The sequence below is a fragment of the Kitasatospora sp. Root107 genome, assembly GCF_001424875.1.
Classification (GTDB): Bacteria; Actinomycetota; Actinomycetes; order Streptomycetales; family Streptomycetaceae; genus Kitasatospora.
In genome coordinates, this window is sequence record NZ_LMCT01000072.1 from 57,756 (window position 1) to 78,044 (window position 20,289).

The 20,289-nt window shown below is 73.1% G+C and carries 18 protein-coding genes and 1 riboswitch; of the genes, 13 read left to right on the forward strand and 5 right to left on the reverse strand.

The window, feature by feature from the left end; all coding sequences use genetic code 11:
• Window positions 1-37: 37 nt before the first annotated feature.
• Genes ASC99_RS33730 through ASC99_RS33745 form a run of 4 tightly spaced genes read left to right on the forward strand, consistent with a single transcriptional unit; the run spans window position 38 to window position 4,612 of the window.
• Entirely contained in the window at window positions 38-1,522 is a 1,485-nt protein-coding gene (locus tag ASC99_RS33730; protein WP_082598897.1) for an ABC transporter substrate-binding protein, read from the forward strand.
• Window positions 1,519-2,457 carry an ABC transporter permease gene (locus ASC99_RS33735; RefSeq protein ID WP_057239338.1) on the forward strand — a complete coding sequence of 313 codons (939 nt, stop codon included), beginning with the start codon at window positions 1,519-1,521 and terminating at the stop codon, window positions 2,455-2,457. The genes ASC99_RS33730 and ASC99_RS33735 overlap by 4 nt, the downstream gene beginning before the upstream one ends.
• Window positions 2,454-3,254 carry an ABC transporter permease subunit gene (locus ASC99_RS33740; RefSeq protein WP_057239339.1) on the forward strand — a complete coding sequence of 267 codons (801 nt, stop codon included), beginning with the start codon at window positions 2,454-2,456 and terminating at the stop codon, window positions 3,252-3,254. Before ASC99_RS33735 ends, ASC99_RS33740 begins: the two co-directional genes overlap by 4 nt.
• Window positions 3,251-4,612: an ABC transporter ATP-binding protein gene (locus ASC99_RS33745; RefSeq protein ID WP_057239341.1), complete on the forward strand. Its 1,362-nt coding sequence runs from the start codon at window positions 3,251-3,253 to the stop codon at window positions 4,610-4,612. The genes ASC99_RS33740 and ASC99_RS33745 overlap by 4 nt, the downstream gene beginning before the upstream one ends.
• Here ASC99_RS33745 and ASC99_RS33750 read toward each other — a convergent pair.
• Both ASC99_RS33750 and ASC99_RS33755 read right to left on the reverse strand, forming a co-directional pair.
• A complete protein-coding gene (locus tag ASC99_RS33750; protein ID WP_162267701.1) occupies window positions 4,561-5,226 on the reverse strand; it encodes a leucyl/phenylalanyl-tRNA--protein transferase in 666 nt (221 codons plus the stop codon). The two genes, ASC99_RS33745 and ASC99_RS33750, sit on opposite strands and share 52 nt — an antisense overlap.
• Window positions 5,227-5,248: 22 nt before the next feature.
• Window positions 5,249-8,398, reverse strand: a complete 3,150-nt coding sequence (locus ASC99_RS33755) for an amino acid adenylation domain-containing protein (protein WP_157531928.1) — start codon at window positions 8,396-8,398, stop codon at window positions 5,249-5,251.
• Between the two features lie 109 nt (window positions 8,399-8,507).
• Here ASC99_RS33755 and ASC99_RS33760 point away from each other — a divergent pair, with 109 nt between their 5' ends.
• The 6 genes from ASC99_RS33760 to ASC99_RS33785 all read left to right on the forward strand — a co-directional run bounded on the left by ASC99_RS33760 (window position 8,508) and on the right by ASC99_RS33785 (window position 14,579).
• Complete coding sequence (locus tag ASC99_RS33760) at window positions 8,508-11,642, forward strand: EAL domain-containing protein (RefSeq protein WP_057239346.1); 3,135 nt, start codon at window positions 8,508-8,510, stop codon at window positions 11,640-11,642.
• 43 nt (window positions 11,643-11,685) lie between these two features.
• A complete protein-coding gene (locus ASC99_RS33765; protein WP_057239348.1) occupies window positions 11,686-12,132 on the forward strand; it encodes a hypothetical protein in 447 nt (148 codons plus the stop codon).
• 59 nt (window positions 12,133-12,191) lie between these two features.
• The gene (locus tag ASC99_RS33770; protein WP_057239350.1) at window positions 12,192-12,968 is read left to right on the forward strand and encodes a hypothetical protein; all 777 of its coding nucleotides are present in this window, start codon (window positions 12,192-12,194) and stop codon (window positions 12,966-12,968) included.
• A 63-nt stretch (window positions 12,969-13,031) separates the two neighbouring features.
• The gene (locus ASC99_RS33775; protein ID WP_057239351.1) at window positions 13,032-13,508 is read left to right on the forward strand and encodes a DUF4396 domain-containing protein; all 477 of its coding nucleotides are present in this window, start codon (window positions 13,032-13,034) and stop codon (window positions 13,506-13,508) included.
• Window positions 13,509-13,536: 28 nt separating this feature from the next.
• Window positions 13,537-13,911 (forward strand): DUF6153 family protein, encoded by a 375-nt coding sequence (locus ASC99_RS33780; protein ID WP_057239353.1) that lies wholly within the window; start codon window positions 13,537-13,539, stop codon window positions 13,909-13,911.
• 53 nt (window positions 13,912-13,964) lie between these two features.
• Window positions 13,965-14,579: a DUF305 domain-containing protein gene (locus ASC99_RS33785; RefSeq protein ID WP_057239355.1), complete on the forward strand. Its 615-nt coding sequence runs from the start codon at window positions 13,965-13,967 to the stop codon at window positions 14,577-14,579.
• Window positions 14,580-14,612: 33 nt separating this feature from the next.
• Here the strand turns inward: ASC99_RS33785 and ASC99_RS33790 are convergent, their stop codons facing one another.
• Window positions 14,613-15,167 (reverse strand): histidine phosphatase family protein, encoded by a 555-nt coding sequence (locus tag ASC99_RS33790; RefSeq protein ID WP_057239357.1) that lies wholly within the window; start codon window positions 15,165-15,167, stop codon window positions 14,613-14,615.
• Window positions 15,168-15,317: 150 nt separating this feature from the next.
• Window positions 15,318-15,403, forward strand: a riboswitch (cobalamin riboswitch).
• Window positions 15,404-15,463: 60 nt separating this feature from the next.
• Here ASC99_RS33790 and ASC99_RS33795 point away from each other — a divergent pair.
• Both ASC99_RS33795 and ASC99_RS33800 read left to right on the forward strand, forming a co-directional pair.
• Window positions 15,464-15,676, forward strand: coding sequence for a CbtB-domain containing protein (locus tag ASC99_RS33795; protein ID WP_057239359.1), 213 nt, complete (start codon window positions 15,464-15,466; stop codon window positions 15,674-15,676).
• A gap of 14 nt (window positions 15,677-15,690) precedes the next feature.
• The gene (locus ASC99_RS33800) at window positions 15,691-16,500 is read left to right on the forward strand and encodes a CbtA family protein (RefSeq protein ID WP_057239361.1); all 810 of its coding nucleotides are present in this window, start codon (window positions 15,691-15,693) and stop codon (window positions 16,498-16,500) included.
• A gap of 188 nt (window positions 16,501-16,688) precedes the next feature.
• Here the strand turns inward: ASC99_RS33800 and ASC99_RS33805 are convergent, their stop codons facing one another.
• Window positions 16,689-18,053 carry a PepSY domain-containing protein gene (locus ASC99_RS33805; RefSeq protein WP_057239363.1) on the reverse strand — a complete coding sequence of 455 codons (1,365 nt, stop codon included), beginning with the start codon at window positions 18,051-18,053 and terminating at the stop codon, window positions 16,689-16,691.
• Between the two features lie 158 nt (window positions 18,054-18,211).
• Window positions 18,212-18,841, reverse strand: coding sequence for a hypothetical protein (locus ASC99_RS33810; RefSeq protein WP_057239365.1), 630 nt, complete (start codon window positions 18,839-18,841; stop codon window positions 18,212-18,214).
• Window positions 18,842-19,142: 301 nt separating this feature from the next.
• Between ASC99_RS33810 and efeO the strand changes: the two genes are divergently transcribed.
• Window positions 19,143-20,279, forward strand: coding sequence for an iron uptake system protein EfeO (efeO, locus tag ASC99_RS33815; RefSeq protein ID WP_082598855.1), 1,137 nt, complete (start codon window positions 19,143-19,145; stop codon window positions 20,277-20,279).
• The last annotated feature ends 10 nt before the right edge of the window (window positions 20,280-20,289 follow it).

The window sequence follows — 20,289 nt, forward strand, 5'->3', positions numbered from 1 at the left end:
CCGCCGTACCGTCCTGATAGCCGCAGCCGCCCTGGGCATGGCCGGCTGCGCCTCGACAAGCAAGGCCCCTTCCGCCGAGACCGCGACCCCGAAGAACGGCGGCCGGCTGCGGGCGATCTTCGCCGGCGGTGGCACCAACGAGACCCTCGACCCGCACCTGAGCAACCTGTTCGTGGACGCGGCCCGGGCCAAGGCGCTCTACGACAAGCTGGCCGACTCCGGCTCCGACCTGGCCGCCGTGCCCCGGCTGGCCACCGGGTGGGAGCCGAACGCCACCCTGGACGTGTGGACCGTCAAGCTGCGCAAGGCGACCTTCCACGACGGCCGCCCGGTCACCGCCGAGGACGTGCTGTACAGCTACCGCCGGATCACCGACCCCAAGCGCGCCTTCCGGGCGAAGGCCTCGCTGGAGCCGGTCGACCTGGCCGCCAGCCGGGCCGTCGACGAGGGCACGGTGGAGTTCAGGCTGAAGCGCCCGTACGCCGAATTCCCCAACGTGCTGGCCGCGTTCGGCGCGTACATCGTGCCGAAGGACACCGAGAGCTTCGCCGAGCCGGTCGGTTCCGGCCCGTTCAGGTACGTCTCGTTCAAGCCCGGCAGCTCACTGCTGGTGAAGCGCAACCCCGACTACTGGGAGGGCGCCCCGCACCTGGACGAGCTGGAGATCCTGATCGCCAACGAGGAGTCCGCCAGGGTCAGCGCACTGCTCGGCGGACAGGCCGACTACGCCCACGAGTTGAACCCCGCCACCGCCCGCGTCCACGAGGGCCGGGGCAAGGTGGAGGTGATCCGGCTGCGGAACAGTGCCATGCAGGGCTTCGTGATGAAGACCGACCGGGCGCCGTTCGACGACAAGCGGATCCGGCAGGCGTTCTTCCTGATCGCCGACCGCAAGGAGCTGGTCGACGGCGCGCTGTCCGGCGCGGGTGAGGTCGGCAACGACCTGTTCGGCAAGGGAGCGCAGTACTACCCGAGCGAACTCCCGCAGCGCACCCAGGACTTGGCGAAGGCCCGAGCGCTGCTCAAGGAGGCTGGGCAGGAGGGCCTCAGGGTCACCCTGGACACCTCGCCGGTGGCCGCCGGATTCGTGGAGGCGGCGGGCATCTTCAAGGAGCAGGCGGCGAAGGCGGGTGTCACGATCGAGGTCAAGGTCGGCAACAAGGACACCTACTGGAAGGACATCCTGGACGGCGGCGTGCTGGCCTCCTACCGCTCGGGCACCATGCCGATCGAGTCGCACCTCTCCCAGCGGTTGCTGACCAAGTCCACCACCAACGCCACGCACTGGAAGCAGCCCGACTTCGACGACCTCTACCTGCAGGCCCAGTCCACCGCGGACCCGGCCGCGCGCACGGCGATCTACCAGCGGATGCAGCGTCGGCTGTACGACGAGGGCGGCTTCCTGATCTGGGGCTTCGCGGACTGGATCGTGGCCACGGCGCCCACGGTGCGCGGGGTCGCCAAGGACGCGCCGGCCAACACGCTCGACTGGGCCCGCTTCGACCGGACCTGGCTGGCATGACCCGATCCTGGTTGGGCCGCCGGCTGCTCCTCGGGGTGGCGCAGTCGGCGGCCGTGCTGGTGCTGGTCTTCGTGCTCACCGAGGCACTGCCCGGAGACGCCGCCGTCGCCCTGGCGGGGGACAACCCCGACCCCGAGCGGATCGCGCTGATCCGCTCGGCGATGGAACTCGACCGCCCGGCCCTCGAACGCTTCCTCGGCTGGCTCGGCGAACTGCTGCACGGCGACCTCGGTCGCTCGCTGGTGACCGGACGACCCGTCAGCGGCTACCTGGCCGACGGCCTCGGGGTCACCCTGCTGCTGGCCGCGCTGACCCTCGCCCTGCTCGTCCCGCTCGCCCTCTGGCTGGGCATGCTGGCCGCCCGCCGGGAGGGCTCCAGGCTGGACCGGCTGATCAGCTCGGCGACCCTCGCGGTCTACGCCGCACCGGAGTTCGCGCTCGGCATGCTGCTCAGTACGGTGCTGGCGCTGCGGCTCGGCTGGCTGCCACCGACCGCCGTCGGCGGTGTCGCAGCCGACCCGGCGGTGCTGGTGCTCCCGGTGCTGGTGCTGCTGGCCCGGCCGGTCTGTTCGATCAGCCGGCTGGTGCGGGCCGGGATGATCGAGGCGCTGGCCCGGCCGTACGTCGCCCAGGCCCGCCGCTACGGCGTACCGGAGTGGCGGGTGCGCTGGCTGCACGCGCTGCCCAACGCCTTGGCCCCGGCGGCCCAGCAACTCGCCAGGACTTGTGACTGGCTGCTCTGCGGGGTGGTCGTGGTGGAGGCGCTGTTCGTGCTGCCAGGTCTGGGCAGCGTGCTGCTGGACGCGGTGGCGGCCCGGGACGTGCCCGTGGTGCAGGGCCTGGCCGTGGTCTTCGCGCTGCTCACCGTCGTGCTCAACCTGGGCGCCGACCTGGTGGCCCGGCGGTTCGCCCCCCGGACGGAGCTGACCCGATGACCCGCAGCCGGTACGCCCTCGGGGCGGCGCTGGTCGCGCTGCCGTTGCTGCTGGCACTGTTCGGACCGCTGCTCGCGGGCGAGGCCGGGCCCCGGTCGGTCTCCTTCACCCAGGGTGCGGGCCACTGGCTGGGCACCGACTTCACCGGACGGGACGTCTGGCGCCAAGTCCTGCTCGGTGGACGGCCGGTGGTGCTGGTGGCACTGTCCGCCACCGCGCTCGCGTACGCCGTCGCGCTGCCGCTCGGGCTGGCCGCCGCGCTCACCCGGCTCGGCTGGCTGGAGGAGTTGCTGATGCGGCCGCTGGACGTGCTGCTCGCGGTGCCCTCGCTGATCCTGGTGCTGCTGGTGGCCGCCGCGCTGGAGCCGGGCCCGGTCGGCCTCACGGTGCTGGTCGCGGTGGTCGCGGTGCCGGACGCGGCCCGGGTGGTGCATGCCGCCGCCGTCGAGATCGCCGCCCGCCCGGCGGTGGAGGCGCTGCGGATGCACCGGGAGTCCTGGGCCAGGATCGCACTCGGCTACACCACCCGCGAGCTGCGCCGCACGCTGGCCGCCGACGCGGGCACCCGGCTGGTCGGAGCGCTCTATCTGGTGAGCACGGCCGCCTTCCTCGGCGTCGGGGTGGCTCCGGACGCGGCCGACTGGGCCGTGATGGTCGACCGTAACCGCCCCGGCCTCGACCTCCAGCCCTGGGCGGTGGTGATCCCCGCCGTGCTGATCGCCGGGCTCTCGATGGGGGCCAACCTGCTGTTCGACGCGGCGCTGCAGCGGCGCCCGCTCAAGGGAGTTGAACGATGACGGCACCGCTGGTCCAGGTGACCGACCTGCGGGTCGAGGTCGGCGGCCGAACCCTGCTGGACGGCGTGCACCTGCGCGCGTACCCCGGCCGGGTGACCGCCCTGCTCGGAGCCTCGGGCTGTGGAAAGACCACCACCGGCCTGGCACTGCTCGGCGAGTACCCCGAGGGTGCGAAGGTGTCCGGCACGGTGCTGACGCCGGCCGGGGCGGTCGGGTACGTGCCCCAGCACCCGGCCACCGTGCTCAACCCGGCCCGCCGGATCGGCGCCCTGCTGGGAGAGTTGGGGCCCCGGTCGGCCGTCGAGGACGCGCTCCGCCGGGCCCGGCTGGACGACCCCGCCGCCGTGTTGCGGCGCTTCCCGCACCAGCTTTCCGGTGGGCAGCAGCAGCGGGTGGTGATCGCTCAGGCCCTGTTGTTCGGGGCCAGGGTGCTGGTCGCCGACGAGCCGACCACCGGGCAGGACCCGGAGACCAAGCGGCACCTGGTCACCGAGCTGGCCGCGCTGGTGCGGGACGGCCTGGCTCTGGTCCTGCTCAGCCACGATCTGGACGTGGTACGGGAGTTGGCTGATGAGGTGGTGATGCTGCGCGGCGGCCGGGTGGTCCGGGCGGGTGCCTGGGACGAAGTGCCGGCGGTCAGCCCCCGTCGGTCCGCCGAACCGACCGCGCCGGTGCTGGCGGCACGTCACCTGACGGCCCGCCACCCGGGCGGCGCGTTGGCACTGGCCGATGTCACGCTCACCCTCGGCGCGGGCGAGTGCCTCGCCCTGACCGGCCGCTCGGGCAGCGGGAAGACCACCCTGGGTCGCTGCCTGGCCGGCCTGCACAGCGCCTACCAGGGCACGGTCACCCTGGACGGGCGCCCGCTGCCGCGCAGCCTGCGTTCCCGCAGCCGGGCCGAGCTCGCCGCGGTCCAGTACGTCTTCCAGGACGCCCGGGCCGCCTTCGACGAGCGCCGCCCGGTGGCCGGGCAAGTGGCCAGGGCGGCGGTCCGGCTCGGCGGTCTGGGCCCGGCGGAGGCCGACGGGGCAGCGGCCAGGTTGCTCGCCGAGCTGGGCGTACCGACCACCGGCCGGCCGGCCGAACTCTCCGGCGGTGAGCTGCAACGGGCGGCACTGGCCCGGGCGTTGGTGGCCAACCCGCGCGTCCTGGTCTGCGACGAGATCACCTCGGGTCTCGATGCGCTGAGCCGCCGCCTGATCCTGGACCACCTGGCCGGGCTGCGTGACCGGACGGGTCTGGCGCTGCTGCTCATCACCCATGACCGGGCGGCGGCCGACATCCTGGCCGACCGCACGCTGGACCTTCAGACAGTCCCCAGCGGCGGAGTGTCGGGTTCCCTGAGCACGGCCAGGTAGCGCTCGCGCGGCAGCAACTCGGCGCCCAGCGAGCGGATGTGCGGGCTGTCCCACTGGGCGTCCAGCAGCCGGCCGCCGACCGCGCCGAACCGGGCGCCGAGATCGGCCAGGACGGCGGTGCCCGCTCCCGGCCGGCGGTGGAACATCGAGTCCAGGCTGAGCACCGGCCCCACCTGGATCCCGTACGCCCCGCCGACCAGCTCGTCGTCCTCCCAGACCTCCCCGCTGACCGCTCGCCCGTCCCGGTGCAGTTCGCGCAGTGCGGCCGTCAACTCGTCGGTCAGCCAGACGGGTTGGCGGTCGCGGCGGCACTCCTCCAGGACCCGGTCGAAGGCCTGCCCCACTGTGCAGCGCCGGCGCGGCCCGGCCCGCAGGCGGTTCACCGGCAGCACCGGCCGAGGGTCGGGCGACCACCAGGCCAGCGCATACGGGTCGTCCCCACCGACCAGAGTGGCCGGACCGTCCGCCCAGCGTGCCTCGTTGAAGGCGGCCAGGACCGGATCGGCCGCCGGGAAGGGGAACAGCCCGGCCCGGTAGGCGCCGAGCAGGGTGCGGGCGTCCAGCGCCCCGCCGAAGGCCACAGGAGCGTCGGCGGGTGCGTCGGTCAGGTCCAACTCCTCCCACCACACGGGCGGTTCACCTGCTCGCGGTCGGCGGGTCGAGGTAGCCGGAGCCGATCAGGTTCCGCAGGTAGCGGTCCAGCAGTGCGCCGTCCACCGGCGGGAACTCCACCCCGCTCCCGGCCAGGTCGGCGTCCACTCCGGACCGGTCGAAGCGCGGGAAGGTCCGGCGGAAGTACAGCTCGCTGACGGTCAGTTCGGGCCGCCCCGCGCAGCGGTCCACGAACAGCGGCAGGAAGGGGGTGGCCGGGTGCTTGGGGTGCTCGGCGGCGTACCGGGCGAACCGGCGCACCCACGCCTGGTACGGGAGCTCCTCCACCGGGTAGCCGAACGCCCGTAGCCGGGCGGTGAGTTCGCCGAGCAGCGGGTGCCGGGGGTTGGTCAGGTGGTACGCCTGCCCGGTGGCCTCGACGTGGGTGGCGAGGTAGGTCACCGCGCGGGCGAAGCTGTCGGCGGGCAGGAAGTCCATCGGCAGGTCCACGTCGGGCGCGCACCCGGTGTCGGCGATCAGCCGGATCAGTGCGCAGATCTCGGTGGTGCTGTTCATCGCGCCGGTGGCCTGGTCGCCGGTGACGTCGTTCAGCCGGTGCACGGCCACCGGCAGACCGGCCTCGGCGGCCTGCCGCAGCAGCTCCTCGGCGACCCACTTGGTCTCCGCGTACCCGACCGAGAGGTGCCCCGGGTGCCCCAGCGGGGTGCGCTCGGTGACCTGCCGGACACCGGCCGCCCCGTAGCCGGCCAGCACCGACATGCTGGACAGGTGGTGCAGCGGGACGGCCCGGGAGTGCCCGGCCAGCCGGACCAGCTCGCGGGTGCCGCCGACGTTGACGGCGCTCAACTCCCGGTACGGATAGATGAAGTTGACTCGGGCGCCGCAGTGCAGGATCAGGTCGAGTCCGTCGGCCAGCTCGGTGAACCGACGCTCGGTCAGCCCGAGCAGCGGTGCCCCGAGGTCGCCGGGCTCGGGCACCACCCGGCCCGGCGCCACGCCGTCCAGCGGGTCCCGGAGCAGGTGGCGCAGCCCGGCCGCGCGCAGCCGGTCCAGCGCCTGCCCGGGGTCGGTGTCGCGGACCAGGCAGTGCACGGTGGCGTCGGTCTCCCGGAGCAGGGTGTCCAGCAGGTGCGAGCCGCAGTAGCCGGTGGCCCCGGTCAGCAGGATCGCGCCGGGGCGGCGCCAGTTCGGCACCGGCCCGCCGTTGCTCCTGATCGGTACCCCGAGCTCGGCCTCGCCGACGAAGTCGGGCGGCGGGTCGCCGGCCGTCAGGGTCCCGGCCCGGGCCGCCTGGGTGTTGCGGGCGAACGCGGCCAGCGTCGGTTCGGCCAGCAACGCACGGGTGAGCGCCCGGAGTTGACCGACCCCGATGCCGAACATGATCCGGGCCCTGGCCAGCATCTCGGTGGCCAGCAGCGAGTCGCCGCCGATCCGGAAGAAGTCGTCCCCGGGATGCACCTGCTCCAGGTGCAGCATCCGGGCCCAGAGCTCGGCCACGCCGGTGCCGACCGGGGTGAGCGGCTCGGCGGCGGCCGTCGGTGGTGGCGGCGGGGGAGCGGTGGAGAGCAGCAGGCCCTTGCGGTCCAGCTTGCCGTTGTGGTCCAGCGGCAGCTCGGCCACCTCGGCCAGCCTGGCGGGCAGCATCCAGCCGGCCAGCCGCTCGGTCAGGAACCTGCTCACGTCCTCGGGCGGGACCGGGCCCGCGGTGGTGTAGAAGGCGGCCAGCGCCCCGTCCTCCGGCACCACGGCGGCCTGGTCCACCGCCGGGTGGTCGGTCAGGGCCGACTCCACCTCGGCCGGATCGACCCGGTAGCCGCGGATCTTCACCTGCCGGTCGAGCCGGCCCAGGCACTCCAGCTCGCCGTCCGCCCGCCACCGGCCCAGGTCCCCGGTCCGGCACATCCGGGCGCCCGGCTCGGCCGCGTACGGGTCGGGCCGGAACAGCTCGGCGGTCCGGCCCGGCTGCCGCCACAGGCCGAGCGCGACGCCGGGGCCGCCGATGAAGATCTCCCCGGGGCGTCCGGGCGGGACCGGCCTGAGCTGCTCGTCCAGCAGGTGCACGGTGGCTCCGCCCACCGGCCGCCCGATCGGCGCCGGGGTGCCGGGCGAGCCCGCCAGCAGCTCGGGGCGCAGCGCGCAGAGGGTGGAGGTGATGGTGGTCTCGGTGAGCCCGTAGGCGTTCAACAGCTGGACCCCGGGCCGTCGCCGGAGCCAGCGCCGGCAGTCCCCGGGCCGTACGGTGTCGCCGCCGACGATGACCAGCCGCAGGTCGCCCGGTGGCGCCGGGTCGCGCTCGGTGGCGTTCTGGAACTGGTGCCAGTACGCCGGGGTCAGGTCGGCCACGGTGATCCGGTGTGCCCTGAGCCGGTCGGCCAGCACCACGGTGGCGCCGCCGATCAGCGGTGCGAAGACCTGCTCCAGCGAGGTGTCGAAGCCGAGCGCGGCCAGCTGGAGCACCCGGTCCGCCGGGCGCAGCCCGTACGCCTCGACCAGCGCGGTCAGCACGGTGGCGAACGAGCGGTGACTGACCATCACGCCCTTGGGCTCGCCGGTCGATCCGGAGGTGTAGATCAGGTACGCCGGGTCCTCCGGCCCCGGGACGGGCAGCGGGCCGCCAGGATCCGGACCGTCCTCGACCACCATGGCGCGGTCGGTGAGCTCGCGGTGGTCCCGGTCGGTGAGCACCGGGTCCGCCCCGGCGTCGGCGATCAGCCGGTCCAGCCGGCGCTGCGGCAGCGCGGGGTCGAGCGGCAGGAAGGCGGCGCCGGACCTGAGCACGGCGAGCAGCGCGACCACCATGCCGGGGCTGCGGTCATGACAGACCGCCACGGTGTGCCGCGCTCCGACACCACGGGCGACCAGCCGCCGGGCCAACCGGTCCGCGCGCCGGTCCAACTCCGCGTAGTCGAGCGTGCCGTGTTCCGAAATCACCGCAGGATGACCGGGAATCAGCCGGGCCCTGGCCCGGACCAGTTCCGGCACGGAAATCTGCGCGGAATCGGTGGAACGCGGGCGGATATCCGTCCACAGAGCGTCGACGGCCGTTGTACAGTCGGCCAACGCCGCTGGTCGTCCCACCTGTTGCCAGCCTGGCGGCAACTCGCGAAGGCTCGGCCAGATCGAGTACTGGCCGCGCGAGTTCACCACCGTCACGTGCAATTCACGGTCCGCCACCTGTGGTCTCCCGGTGTGCTTCAAGCCCCCCGTGAACTGTTCTTCGAATATACGCCGTCAGGTATTCTGGTCAGGATTCCATTGAGGTTCCCCCGCCCCAGAGGCTGCGATGACCAGATGGCGATGGCCCTACCCGGCGTACGTCTTCCTCGGCTGGATGGCCCTGCTGACGGCGTTGTACTACACCCACCCCGACCAGCGGATCATCTGGTGGACCGGGATCGGCCTGAGCGGTGTGGCCGCGATCGTGTTCGGCACCTTCCGCAACCGGCCGAGCTACCCGCTGCCGTGGTTCCTGCTGGCCGCCGCGAACCTCAGTTTCACCGCGGGCGAGGTCGCCGAGGTGGTGCAGACCGAGATTCTCAACAGGGTCAACCCGTTCCCGTCCATCGCGGACGGCTTCTACCTGCTGACCTACCCGCTGTACGCGGCCGGGCTGCTGCTCTTCATCCGCCGCCGAAGCGCGGGCCGGGACCGGGGCAGCCTGCTGGACGCGCTGACCTTCACCGCCGGTCTGGCGCTGCTGGTCTGGATCTACATCGTGCTGCCGTCCGCGCAGAACCTCGAACTGACGTGGGTTCAGAAGACGTTCTCGATCGCCTACCCACTGGGTGACATCCTGGTACTGGCCATGCTGGTACGGCTGTTGGTGCCACGGGGCCCGCGCAGCTGGTCGCTGCGGCTGCTCACCGTGGGCACCCTGGGGATGCTGGCCTCGGACGTGATGTTCGGGCTGATCCAGCTGCACGGGACCTGGCGGATCGGCACCCCGGTGGACCTCGGCTGGGCCGCGTTCTACACCGCCTGGGGCATCGCCGCGATGCACCCCTCGATGGTCACCATGACCCGCCCGGCCCCGCGCCGGCGGCCCGAGGTGGCCCGGGGCCGGATCGGGCTGCTCGCCTTCGCCTCGCTGATCGCCCCGGCGATCCTGATGCTGGACGCCTTCGCCGGCGACACCAGCAACGTCGGTGTGGTGGCCGCGTTCTCCGCGCTGCTCTACCTGCTGGTGCTGGCCCGGCTGGCCGGGGTGGTGAGCACCCACCGGGAGACCGTGGCCCGCGAGCGGGTGCTCAGGGTGGCGGTCAGCTCACTGGGCGCCGCCACCCGGGTGGACGAGGTGACCAGCGCGCTCCGGGCGGCCGGTGCCGCGCTGCCGCCGCCCGATCCGCGCCGCCAGGTGCTGCTCGGACTGAGCGAGGAGGGCGGCGGGATCAGGTTCCAGCCGCCCTACGGCCGGCGCGGTGACTGGCCGGCCTTCCGGGTCCCGCACGCCGTCCATCTGCTGGCCGCCAGCGGGCGCAGCCACCAGTGCCGGGTGGCGGACCTGGGGGAGGAGCTGGAGTCGGCGCTGCACGACGTCGGCCAGGCCCTGGTCTGCCCGCTGGCCCTGCAGGACCGGCCCACCGGCGACCCGCTGATCGGCGTGCTGATCGTCGGCGGCGAGGAGGAGGAACTCTCGGCGCTCACCGACACGGTGGGATCGCTCGTCTCGCAGGCGGCGCTGGCGCTGGAGCGGATCACGCTCAGCGAGGAGGTCAACCGCCGCAACAGCGAGGCGTACTTCCGCAGCCTGGTGCAGAACGCCTCGGACGTGATCCTGATCCTGGACGAGAGCGACCGGGTCAGGTACGCCTCCACCTCGGCCGACCGGGTGCTCGGCCATCCCGACCTGGTCGGCAAACCGATCGCTGCCCTGGTGCCGCCGGAGGAGAGCCTCGGCGTGGTCGGTGCGCTGGACCAGATGCGCGAGCCCGGCAGCCGGGAGCGGCGCGAGCACTGGCGGATGATCCGGCACGACGGGGTGGCGATCGAGGTCGAGGTCAGGCACAGCGACCTGCGCGCCGACCCGACGGTGGCCGGGCTGGTGCTGACCCTCCGGGACGTCACCGAACAGCGGCAGCTGGAGCGCGAGTTGAGCCACCGGGCGTTCCACGACTCGTTGACCGGGCTGGCCAACCGGGTGCTCTTCCACGACCGGGTCAACCAGGCCTTCCGACGGGGCGTCCGGGGTGGCAGGGCGGCCTGCGTCCTGCTGATCGACATCGACGACTTCAAGGTGGTCAACGACGCGATGGGCCACAGCGTCGGCGACGAGCTGCTGGTGGCGGTCTCGCTGCGGCTCTCCACCATCGCGCGGGCCTCGGACACCGCCGCCCGGCTCGGCGGCGACGAGTTCGCCGTGCTGATCGAGGACGCCCGCACCCCGGCCGACGCCGAGGGCTTCGCCGAGCACGTGATCCGCGCCTTCGACGAGCCGTTCCGGCTCAGCGTCGGCCCGGTCAACGTCTCGGTCAGCCTGGGGGTGGCGACCACCGACGACAGCGTCGACTCCACCGAGCTGCTCACCCACGCGGACCTCGCGCTGTACGCGGCCAAGGGCTCCGGCAAGCGGCAGTGGCGCCGGTTCCAGCCGGTCCTGCAGGAGGGCATGATCGAGCGCCACGAGCTCCAGGAGAGCCTGCACGGCGCCGTCGCGGACTCCGCGTTCCACCTGCTCTACCAGCCGATCGTGGAGATCGGCAGCGGCGACCTGGAGGGCTTCGAGGCCCTGGTGCGCTGGCCGCACGCCAAGCGCGGTCTGGTCCCGCCCGAGCAGTTCATCACGCTGGCCGAGGAGAGCGGGCAGATCGTCCCGCTCGGCGCCTGGGTGCTCGGCCGCGCCACCGCCGAGGCGGCCCGTTGGCAGCAGACGCCGGGCGGCGGCCACCCGCTCTACGTGAGTGTCAACGTCTCGGCCCGGCAGTTCCGCGACCCGGGCTTCGTCGAGGTGGTGCTGGCGGCCCTCGACGGGTGCGGGATGGAGCCGGGATCGCTGGTGCTGGAGCTGACCGAGAGCGTGCTGATGCAGCGTGACGACCGGGTCAGGTCCGACCTGCTGATGCTGAGTGAGCTGGGGGTCAGGCTGGCGATCGACGACTTCGGCACCGGGTACTCCTCGCTCAGCTACCTGCGCGAGTTCCCGATCACCATCCTGAAGATCGACAAGTCCTTCATCGACGGCCTGGAACGCTCCCCGCAGCAGTACGCCCTGGTCGAGGGCATCACCCGGATCGCCGAGACGCTGGGCGTCCGGGTGATCGCGGAGGGGATCGAGACCGCCCGGCAGCGCGAGCTGCTCGGCGTGATGGGCTGCCCGCTCGGGCAGGGCTACCTGTTCGCCCGCCCGATGGAACCGGACAAGGCGGAGGCCCTGATCCGCAGTGGCCGGGCGTACGCGGAGTTGCCGGGGGCGGTCTCCTGAGCCTGGGCCGGGCAGGGCCACCGGCTGGGCTAGGATCGCGCCCATGCCGGCGGTCACCCGAGTCCCGAACCACGGCCCCCGCCGTGCGGTACTCGGCTGGTGGGCCGCGCTGGTGCTGGTGCTGGCCGTCGCCCTCTCGCACGGCCTCGGCGCCGAAGGCCCGTCCGGGCACCACCCCGTCGGCCTGGCGGCAGCGGCCGCGCACGGCGACCACCCGACCGGGCACGATCACGACACCGCTGAACCTCGCCACGACGAGGCCGCGCCTTGCGCCGCGAGCCATCCGGGCCCGGATCCGGACGACGAGCACGGTACGCACTCCTGCCTGGCCGGCCAGCCGGGCGACGGCGTCGGCCCGGCCGCCCCGGGGCCCGCGCTCGCGGTCGAACCGCCGACCCCCGCCGCCGCTGCGGTGGCCGGCCCCGGCGGCAGGCCGGTGCCCAGGCCGCCACCGGAAGACACCCCCTCACCGGGCAGGCTGCGGATCTAGCGGGGCTCCCCGTCCGGCCGGAAGGCCGGGCGGGTCACGCCCCGCTCCGCCATGCCCGCGTGCCGTTCGCCGCCGTGGGCCTGGCCCCGCCACGCGCCCCGAAGGCCGGTCCCGTGCCCAACTCCGTCCCCACCCTGTCGCCGCCCGTCAACCCTCCCGTGTCGCAGCGCCGTTCACACCGGGCCCGACCGAGACAGCCCGCGCTGCTCAGCCGCTATCTCGGCTACGTCGGCTACTTCGTCGGGACCGGACTGATCAGCGGTGCCGTGGTGCACCACCCGCTCGACCCGGCCCGGTACACCGTGATCGGCCTGGCCGGGGCAGCGCTCTTCCTGGTCGCCGCGCTGGCCGCCGAGCTCCGGCGCCCCGGCCGTACGTCGGTGGGGCGGCTGCTGCTGGTGCTCGGCAGTTCGCTCGCGCTCTCGTTCGGCATCGGGATGCTGAGCGGTGGCCTCCAGCACTTCGAGGACTTCCCGGCCCGGGCGGCGGCGCTGATCCCGTCCGGCCTGCTGCTCTCCTTCCTGGCCTACACCGTCAAGGAGGCCGACCGCCCGGTCCGGCGGATCCTCGGGCTGCCCGGTCTGGTGGTGCTGGTGGCGGCGGTGCTCGCGTACGGCGGGCTGAACCGGCTGGCGGCCGGGATGGCCGTGCCCGCCGACGGTCACAGCCACAGTCACGGCGCGGAGGTCGAGGAGCACCCGGCATCGGCCACGCCGGCCGCCACACCCTCGGCCGTGGTCCCTTCGGCAGCTCCGTCGGTTGCTCCGCCGGTCGCCCCGTCCGTCGCTCCGTCGCCGAGCAAGTCGGGCCACTTCGCCGACGGGCACCAGCATTGAGGAATACCCCCTGGGGGTATATGGTTCCAGTGTCCGAAGGGACGACGAGCACGGGGAGATCCGATGAACCACGAGCACGGACAGCACGAGCACCAGACCCGGGCGGGCAGCTGGCGGAATGCCGCGCAGGCGACGCTGCACTGCCTCACCGGCTGCGCCATCGGCGAGATCCTCGGCCTGGTGATCGGGACCGCCCTCGGTCTGCACACCGGGACGACCGTCGTGCTCTCCGTCCTGCTGGCCTTCGTCTTCGGCTACGCGCTCACCATGCGCGGTGTCCTGCGGGCGGGCCTGGACCTGCGTGGCGCGTTGAAGGTCGCACTGGCAGCTGACACCGTGTCGATCGTGGTGATGGAGCTGGTGGACAACAGCGTCATGGTCGGGGTCCCCGGTGCGATGGACGCCGGTCTGGACAGCCTGCTGTTCTGGGGCGCGCTGGCCTTCTCGCTGGTGGTCGCCTTCGTGCTGACCGTCCCGGTGAACCGCTGGCTGATCTCCAAGGGCCGGGGCCACGCCGTGGTCCACGCCCACCATCACTGACCCACCCTCAGCCAAGGATCTCGCCGCCATGCACCCCGAACGCCGCCGCCACCGAGCTCACCTGCGGGTGCTGCTCGTCCTGGCCACGCTGCTCGGGGTGCTGGCCATGCACGGCCTCGGCGCAGTCCCGGCCGTCTCGGCCCCGTCCGCAATGAGCGCGGAGCACCACCCGCAGCACCCGCACGACGAGGGCGACGGCGGCCACGACAGTCACGACAGTCACGCCGGGCCGATGTGCCTCTCCGGCGCGGTGGCAACCCCCTTCGCCCCGGCCCCGCCAGGACCGGCCGCACCGTACGCCTCCGGCGTGGCCGCCCCCGCTCCGGTCGGCGCGACCAGCGGCGAACCGGACGGCGGCCGGGCCCCGCCCAGCCTCGCCGAGCTGCAACTTCTGCGCAGATAGGCGGCCCCGCTCCGGACCGCCCAACTCACCTTAGTACGCAGGAGATCCCCGCCATGAACACCAAGCCGAACCGCCGCCTCCCGCTGGCCGCAGCCGCGCTGCTCGCGAGTGCCCTGCTGCTCACCGCCTGCGGCAGCGGTGGTGGCCACGACGCGCACAACGCCGCCCCGGCCACCAGCGGCACGACCAGCACGAAGGCTTACAACGCCGCCGACGTGGCCTTCGCCCAGGGCATGATCCCGCACCACCGGCAGGCCCTGGAGATGGCCGAGTTGGCGGCCGGCCGGGCCGCCTCGCCCGAGGTCAAGCAGCTCGCCGCCGCCATCCGGGCGGCCCAGGACCCGGAGATCGCCACCATGTCCGGCTGGCTGACCGGCTGGGGCGAGCAGGTTCCACCGCTCGGCGCGGCCGGTGCGCACGCCGGTCACGGCGGGGCCGGGACGGCGGGCATGATGACCGAGGCCGAGATGGCCTCGTTGAAGGACGCCACCGGAGCGGCCTTCGACACCGCCTTCCTGAAGCTGATGGTGGCTCACCACACCGGGGCCCTCGAGATGGCCAAGGCCGAGCAGAGCAAGGGGGGTTACGCCCCGGCGAAGGAGCTGGCGGGTGCGGTGATCAGTGGTCAGAGCGCCGAGATCGAGCAGATGAACAAGCTGCTCGGCTGACCTCGTAGCGCTGACCGACGGCCTGCGCCGCGGTCACCCCAGGGGGTGGCCGCAGCGCAGGTTCCACCGGCCGGAGCGGCCGGTCAGTTCGGTGGCGGTGAGCGGCGGTACGTCGATCCGCCAGAACGCCTGGGCCGGTACGGCGAGCGCGTGCACCACGGCCGCCCGGATCAGCTCGGGTTCGGCCACCACCAGTACCGGGCCGTCCGGGAGGGTGGTCAGCCAGTCGGCCGTCCGGGCGCAGAGCGCGGTCAGTGACTCCCCGCCGTGCGGCGCGGCGTCCGGGTCGGCGAGCCACTGCCCGACGGCCTCCGGTTCGGCGCCGGCCACCTCGTCCAGGGTCCGGCCCCGCCAGCGTCCCATCGACCAGCCGGCCGGGCCGGGCGCCCCGGTCAACCCGAGCGCCTCGGCGGTCTCCCGGCAGCGCGCGGTGGGGGAGACCAGCACCACCCCGTCGGCCCGGACACTCCCGGCCGCCGCCTCGGCCCGGCTCCGTCCGACGGCGTCCAGCGGCTCACCGTCCTCGAACCGGGCCCCGCGCAGCGCGGCCCCGATCGCCGGTGAGATGAACATCACCCGTACCGTCATCCCGCTCTCTCCCTCTGCTCAACTGCCGGTCACCGGCGCCCGATCGGCCACCGCCCGGCGCACTGGGGCGGAGCGCACTCCGGTACGCGCTCCCTTGGCTGGCTCCCCCGAATGGCGGTACGGTTCGCAGCGACATGACGACGGCAGGACGGAAGCCGGTGAGAACCCGGCACGGTCGCGCCACTGTATGCCGAGCAGGACCCCACCCAGGTGCGGGAACTGCCGGTGAGTCAGACCCGAGGGTCGTCGTCCGAGCTCCAACGACTGGGACGCGCGTTCCCCAAGGAGGTCCTGCCATGGCTCAGGCCATCGTCTCCCCCACCACCGAGGTCACCGAGACCCTGCCGATCCGGGCACTGCTGCCCTGGGCGGTCTTCCTCGGCACCCTGATGCTGGTGCTGCTCTACTTCGTCGGCGCCGAACAGGGCGCCACCTCCGTGTTCTCCGGCGCCTCCGTGCACGAGTGGGTGCACGACGGTCGCCACCTGCTCGGCTTCCCCTGCCACTGACGGAGAACACGCACATGCCTTCGTCAACTGTCAGAAACCTGCTGGTCCGTGGCATGCTCGCGGGCCTGCTGGCCGGGGTGCTGGCCTTCGCTTTCGCCTTCCTGGTGGGTGAGCCGTCGGTCGACGACTCGATCGCCCTGGAGAGCACCGCGTCGGCGCCGCAGCACGTCCACGGCGGGGACACCGCCGCCGCCCCGGCGGCCCCGGCCGCCGAGGAGGAAGAGGAGTTGGTCAGCCGGTCGATGCAGTCGACCTTCGGGCTGGCCACCGGCGTCCTGGTCTACGGTGTCGCGCTCGGTGGTATCGCCGCCCTGGTGTACTGCTTCGCGCTCGGCCGGATCGGCCGGTTCTCGCCCAAGGCGACCGCCGCCCTGGTCGCGGCGGCCGCGTTCACCACCGTCTACCTGGTGCCGTTCCTCAAGTACCCGGCCACGCCGCCCGCGGTGGGCAACCCGGACACCATCGGCAAGCGCACCACGCTGTTCTTCCTGATGATCCTGCTCAGCGTGCTGCTCGCGGTCGCGGCCGTCATCCTCGGCCGCCGCCTCGCCCCGCGCCTGGGCAACTGGAACGCCTCGGTGCTGGCCGGCCTCGCCTTCGCGGTCGCCGTCACCCTGGCCTTCGTCCTGCTGCCGGGCAACGAGGACGCGGTCAAGGAGACCTTCCCGGCCGCTCTCCTGTGGCAGTTCCGGCTGGCCACTCTGGGCATCCAGGCCGTCCTGTGGACCGCCTTCGCCCTGGTCTTCGGCCACTTCGCGGAGCGCCTGCTGGCCCCCCGCCCGGCCCCGGCCACCCCGCCCGCCACGGCGGTCCCGGCCGCCTGACCCACCGTCACCACCCTCTCGGGGCCTGCCGCACGCGCGACCGTCGGCGGGCCCCGAGGCGTTTTCTCAGGTCAGTTGGGCGGCGTACGGATGTCGCGCTCGTGCAGTCCGCCTCCTCAACGTTCGCGCGCAACGCTGCGAGCGAGCCGTGGTCGGCCCTCAGGGTACGAGGGCCGACCACGCGTGTGTCACTTCGTTTTCCGCAGGCCCAGCAGCAGGTCGACGGTCAGGAACGCCGCCAGCGAGATGCCCAGCAGCGGGAGGAACCAGCCGACGGCGATGGCGGTGAGGGCCAGGGCGGCGGCGGCCTTGGGGGACTGGCGCCAGGCGCCGGCGGGGTAGGGGCGGCCGAAGGTGCGGGGGCCGGGGCGGCGGTGCCACCACATGCGGTAGCCGAGCAGGGTCATCGCGATCAGGCCGGCGGCCAGGGCGATCAGGGCGAGTTCGTTGGCCAGGCCGAAGGTGAGGCCCATGTGCAGGTCGATGCCGAAGCGGGTGAGCTTGGCGCCGAGGGGGTAGTCGGCGAAGCGGAGTTCGGAGGAGACGGTGGCGTCGGTGGGGTCGATCGCGACCTGGTCCAGGCGGACCGGCCACTGCTTGTCGATCTCCTTGACCGCGTAGGCCTTGCCTGCGGCCTTCGGCGGGACGAGTTCGACCGGGCCGTCGATGCCGGCTGCGGCCGCTGCGGCCATCACCTGGTCGACGCCGACCGGGGCGGCGGGGGCGCCGGTGGGGTCGGCGTGGCCCTCGTGGGCGGAGTGGTCGCCGCCGCCGGTGGCGGTGGCCAGGGCGGGGGTGGTCCAGCTCAGTGAGGTGCGGAGCTGGTCGATGTGGTCACCGGCGTAGGTCGACCAGGTGAGGCCGGTGGCGGACAGGCCGAGCAGGCCGAGGGCGGCCCAGAGGCCGAGCGCGCCGTGCCAGGACAGTGAACGACGACGGCCCGTCAGACCCGCCTCGGGGCGGGCGTACCGCTTGCGGCGGCGGCCGAACCAGAGTGCGAGCCCGCCGAGCACCACCACCCAGAGCCAGCTGGCGGCCAACTCACTGTAGATCCGCCCGGGTTCGCCGAGCTGGAGGTTGGCGTGCAGCTTGGAGAGCCAGGCCCGGAACGGGAGCGCCCCGGAGCTGCCATAGCTCTCCAGCGCGCCGCGCACCTCGGCGGTGTACGGGTCGACGAAGACCGCGAGCTTGAGGCCCTCGTCCAGGGTCGGCACGTTCAGCAGGACCTGGGTGGTGGCCTCCGGGTCGTCGGAGGTACGGACCAGGGCGAGCTTGCCCTCGGGGTGGGAGGCCGTGGCGGCGTCGATCTGCCGGGACAGCGGCAGGGCGGCGGTGCCGACCTGGGAGACCGTCAGCTGGTCCGCGTAGACGAAGCGTTCTATCTGGTACGAGCCCGCGTACAGCAGGCCGCTGACGGCGGCGACCAGCAGGAAAGGGGCGATCAGGATGCCCGCGTAGAAGTGCAGGCGGAGCAGCAGCGGACGGAGCCCGGCCCAGGGGGAGGGCTTGGCAGGGGTCGCCTCGGTGGGCGGTCGTTCGGTTTCGGACAGCATGAAGCAGCTCTCTCCGGCTCAGGAGGACGTGCGCACTCGACGGTGCGTCACGGTGAAGGGAAGGTCCGGCCGCAGGTGCGGAAGAAGGCACGGCGGAACGGACCGGCGGCACCCGGAAACGGGCACGGCCGACCACCGGGCGCCCGATGGGCCCGGTTTCAGGAGCAGGAGAGAGCGGGCGGCCCGCGCCGCGAGACGGCGGCGGAGAGCAGCAACAGCAGCGCGGGCGCCGGGCTGTACCGGAACGTCAGGCCGCGCGGCCGGGGGAGGGCGGGGACGGTGGGTGCGGTGGTGACCAGCCTGACCAGCCAGCCGCCGACGGCGACGGCCGCGCCGAGCAGCAGCCCGGCCAGGGCGTGTTCGCCCTGGGCCAGCCACCAGGCGCAGACCAGCGCGAGCACGGCGTGCACCAGGAGCATCTGCGGCTCCATCGACATCGGCAGCTGCTCGGCCGAGGCGGCCGGCATCTCGTGCGCCATGTCATGGGCCATGCCGTGCGTCATGTCGTGATGGTGCATCGGCTGACGCTCCGGCACCGCGCCCAGCCCGAACAGGTGGTGCAGCCCGTACTGGGTGGCGAAGCACGCCCCCAGCAACGCCCCGAGCCCCCGGCGCTGCCCGGCCAGCAGGTAGCCGCCGCCGGCCGTCAGGCCGACCGCGAGCCCGAGCATCCCGGGCTGGACCGGAGCCCCGCCGGCCAACCGGTGCACCCCGAGCGACGCGGCCGCGCACACCGCCGCGAAGGCGACAGCGCGGAACGCGCGGAAGAGAGGCTGGCCGGTGTGCACTGGGGAAGGATGGCAGACCCGACGCCCGCCCGGCAGAGGGGGTGGAGGGTCCGTCAGATCCGGCCGATCCCTTTCGTCAGGGGTTCCGGGTACACGAAGCACGGCGCGAACCGGCCGCATCGGCCGCCTGGGCGGCCGGTGTCGACGACCTGTCAGGAACGGCACCCCGGGGCTTTTGCCGATTTGTGACCACCCCCGGTGTGGGCAAGTGCTTAGGCATGGCTTAGCTTACTCCTGGGTGAGGGTGTCCTAAGTAGCCTTCGCCCATCCCTCAAGCCGTCCCCGCCCGTGGAGTCTCCTGATGCCCGTCCGTCGCCCGCACCTCGCCGCGCTGCTCACCCTCGCAGTGGCCGGAGCCGCGCTGACCGCCTGCACCGAGCAGAAGAAGGACGTCTCCTCCGACGGCTCGATCCAGGTGAACGCCTCGGACACCGCCTGCCAGCTGTCGAAGACCAGCTTCCCGGCCGGCGCCGTCAACTTCGCGGTGCAGAACAAGGGTTCCAAGGTCACCGAGGTCTACGTCTACGCCGCGGGCGACAAGATCGTGGCCGAGCGGGAGAACATCGGTCCCGGCACCAAGGCCACCATCACCTCCGAGATCAAGGCCGGCGAGTACGAGGTCGCCTGCAAGCCGGGCATGACCGGCGACGGCATCCGGCAGAAGATCACCGTGACCGGTGACGGCGCCCCGGCCAAGGGTGACCCGCGCCTGGACAAGGCGGTCGCCGAGTACCGCAAGTACGTGCAGGAGCAGGCCGACGCCACCATCCCGCTGGTGCAGAAGTTCGCCGACGCGGTCAAGGCCGGGGACCTGGAGGGCGCCAAGGCGGCGTTCGCCCCGTCCCGGGTCGGCTGGGAGCGGACCGAGCCGGTGGCCGAGAGCTTCGGTGACATCGACCCGAAGACCGACGTCCGCGAGGACGGCCTGGAGCCCGGCCAGGAGTGGACCGGCTGGCACAAGCTGGAGAAGTCGCTCTGGGAGGCCGGCGCGATCACCGACGCCGACAAGAAGCTCGCCGACCAGCTGGTCACCGACCTGAAGGACTGGCAGAAGGTGGTCGGCACCGCCGACATCACCGCCACCAGCATGGCCAACGGTGCCAAGGAGCTGCTCGACGAGGTCGCCACCGGCAAGGTCACCGGCGAGGAGGACCGCTACAGCCACACCGACCTGTCCGACTTCGCGGGCAACGTCGAGGGCGCGCTGAAGGCGTACGAGCTGATCAAGCCGGTCGCCGCCGAGAAGGACCCGGAGCTGGCCAAGACCCTGGACCAGGAGTTCGCCGCGCTGCAGGCGATGCTCGCCAAGTACAAGCAGGGCGACAGCTACACCTCGTACGACAAGGTCGCCGAGCCGGAGCGGAAGGCCTTCTCGGACGCCGTCAACGCACTCGCCGAGCCGCTGTCCAAGCTCGCCGCCGCCGTCGTGGTCAAGTAAGGCCTGAGGG

Bases quoted from the DNA above. Each gene is read 5' to 3' on its own strand.
- ASC99_RS33730 (WP_082598897.1), top strand. From the start codon at position 38: ATGGCCGGCTGCGCCTCGACAAGCAAGGCCCCTTCCGCCGAGACCGCG.
- ASC99_RS33735 (WP_057239338.1), top strand. From the start codon at position 1,519: ATGACCCGATCCTGGTTGGGCCGCCGGCTGCTCCTCGGGGTGGCGCAG.
- ASC99_RS33740 (WP_057239339.1), top strand. From the start codon at position 2,454: ATGACCCGCAGCCGGTACGCCCTCGGGGCGGCGCTGGTCGCGCTGCCG.
- ASC99_RS33745 (WP_057239341.1), top strand. From the start codon at position 3,251: ATGACGGCACCGCTGGTCCAGGTGACCGACCTGCGGGTCGAGGTCGGC.
- ASC99_RS33760 (WP_057239346.1), top strand. From the start codon at position 8,508: ATGACCAGATGGCGATGGCCCTACCCGGCGTACGTCTTCCTCGGCTGG.
- ASC99_RS33765 (WP_057239348.1), top strand. From the start codon at position 11,686: ATGCCGGCGGTCACCCGAGTCCCGAACCACGGCCCCCGCCGTGCGGTA.
- ASC99_RS33775 (WP_057239351.1), top strand. From the start codon at position 13,032: ATGAACCACGAGCACGGACAGCACGAGCACCAGACCCGGGCGGGCAGC.
- ASC99_RS33780 (WP_057239353.1), top strand. From the start codon at position 13,537: ATGCACCCCGAACGCCGCCGCCACCGAGCTCACCTGCGGGTGCTGCTC.
- ASC99_RS33785 (WP_057239355.1), top strand. From the start codon at position 13,965: ATGAACACCAAGCCGAACCGCCGCCTCCCGCTGGCCGCAGCCGCGCTG.
- ASC99_RS33790 (WP_057239357.1), bottom strand. From the start codon at position 15,167: ATGACGGTACGGGTGATGTTCATCTCACCGGCGATCGGGGCCGCGCTG.
- ASC99_RS33795 (WP_057239359.1), top strand. From the start codon at position 15,464: ATGGCTCAGGCCATCGTCTCCCCCACCACCGAGGTCACCGAGACCCTG.
- ASC99_RS33800 (WP_057239361.1), top strand. From the start codon at position 15,691: ATGCCTTCGTCAACTGTCAGAAACCTGCTGGTCCGTGGCATGCTCGCG.
- ASC99_RS33805 (WP_057239363.1), bottom strand. From the start codon at position 18,053: ATGCTGTCCGAAACCGAACGACCGCCCACCGAGGCGACCCCTGCCAAG.
- efeO (WP_082598855.1), top strand. From the start codon at position 19,143: ATGCCCGTCCGTCGCCCGCACCTCGCCGCGCTGCTCACCCTCGCAGTG.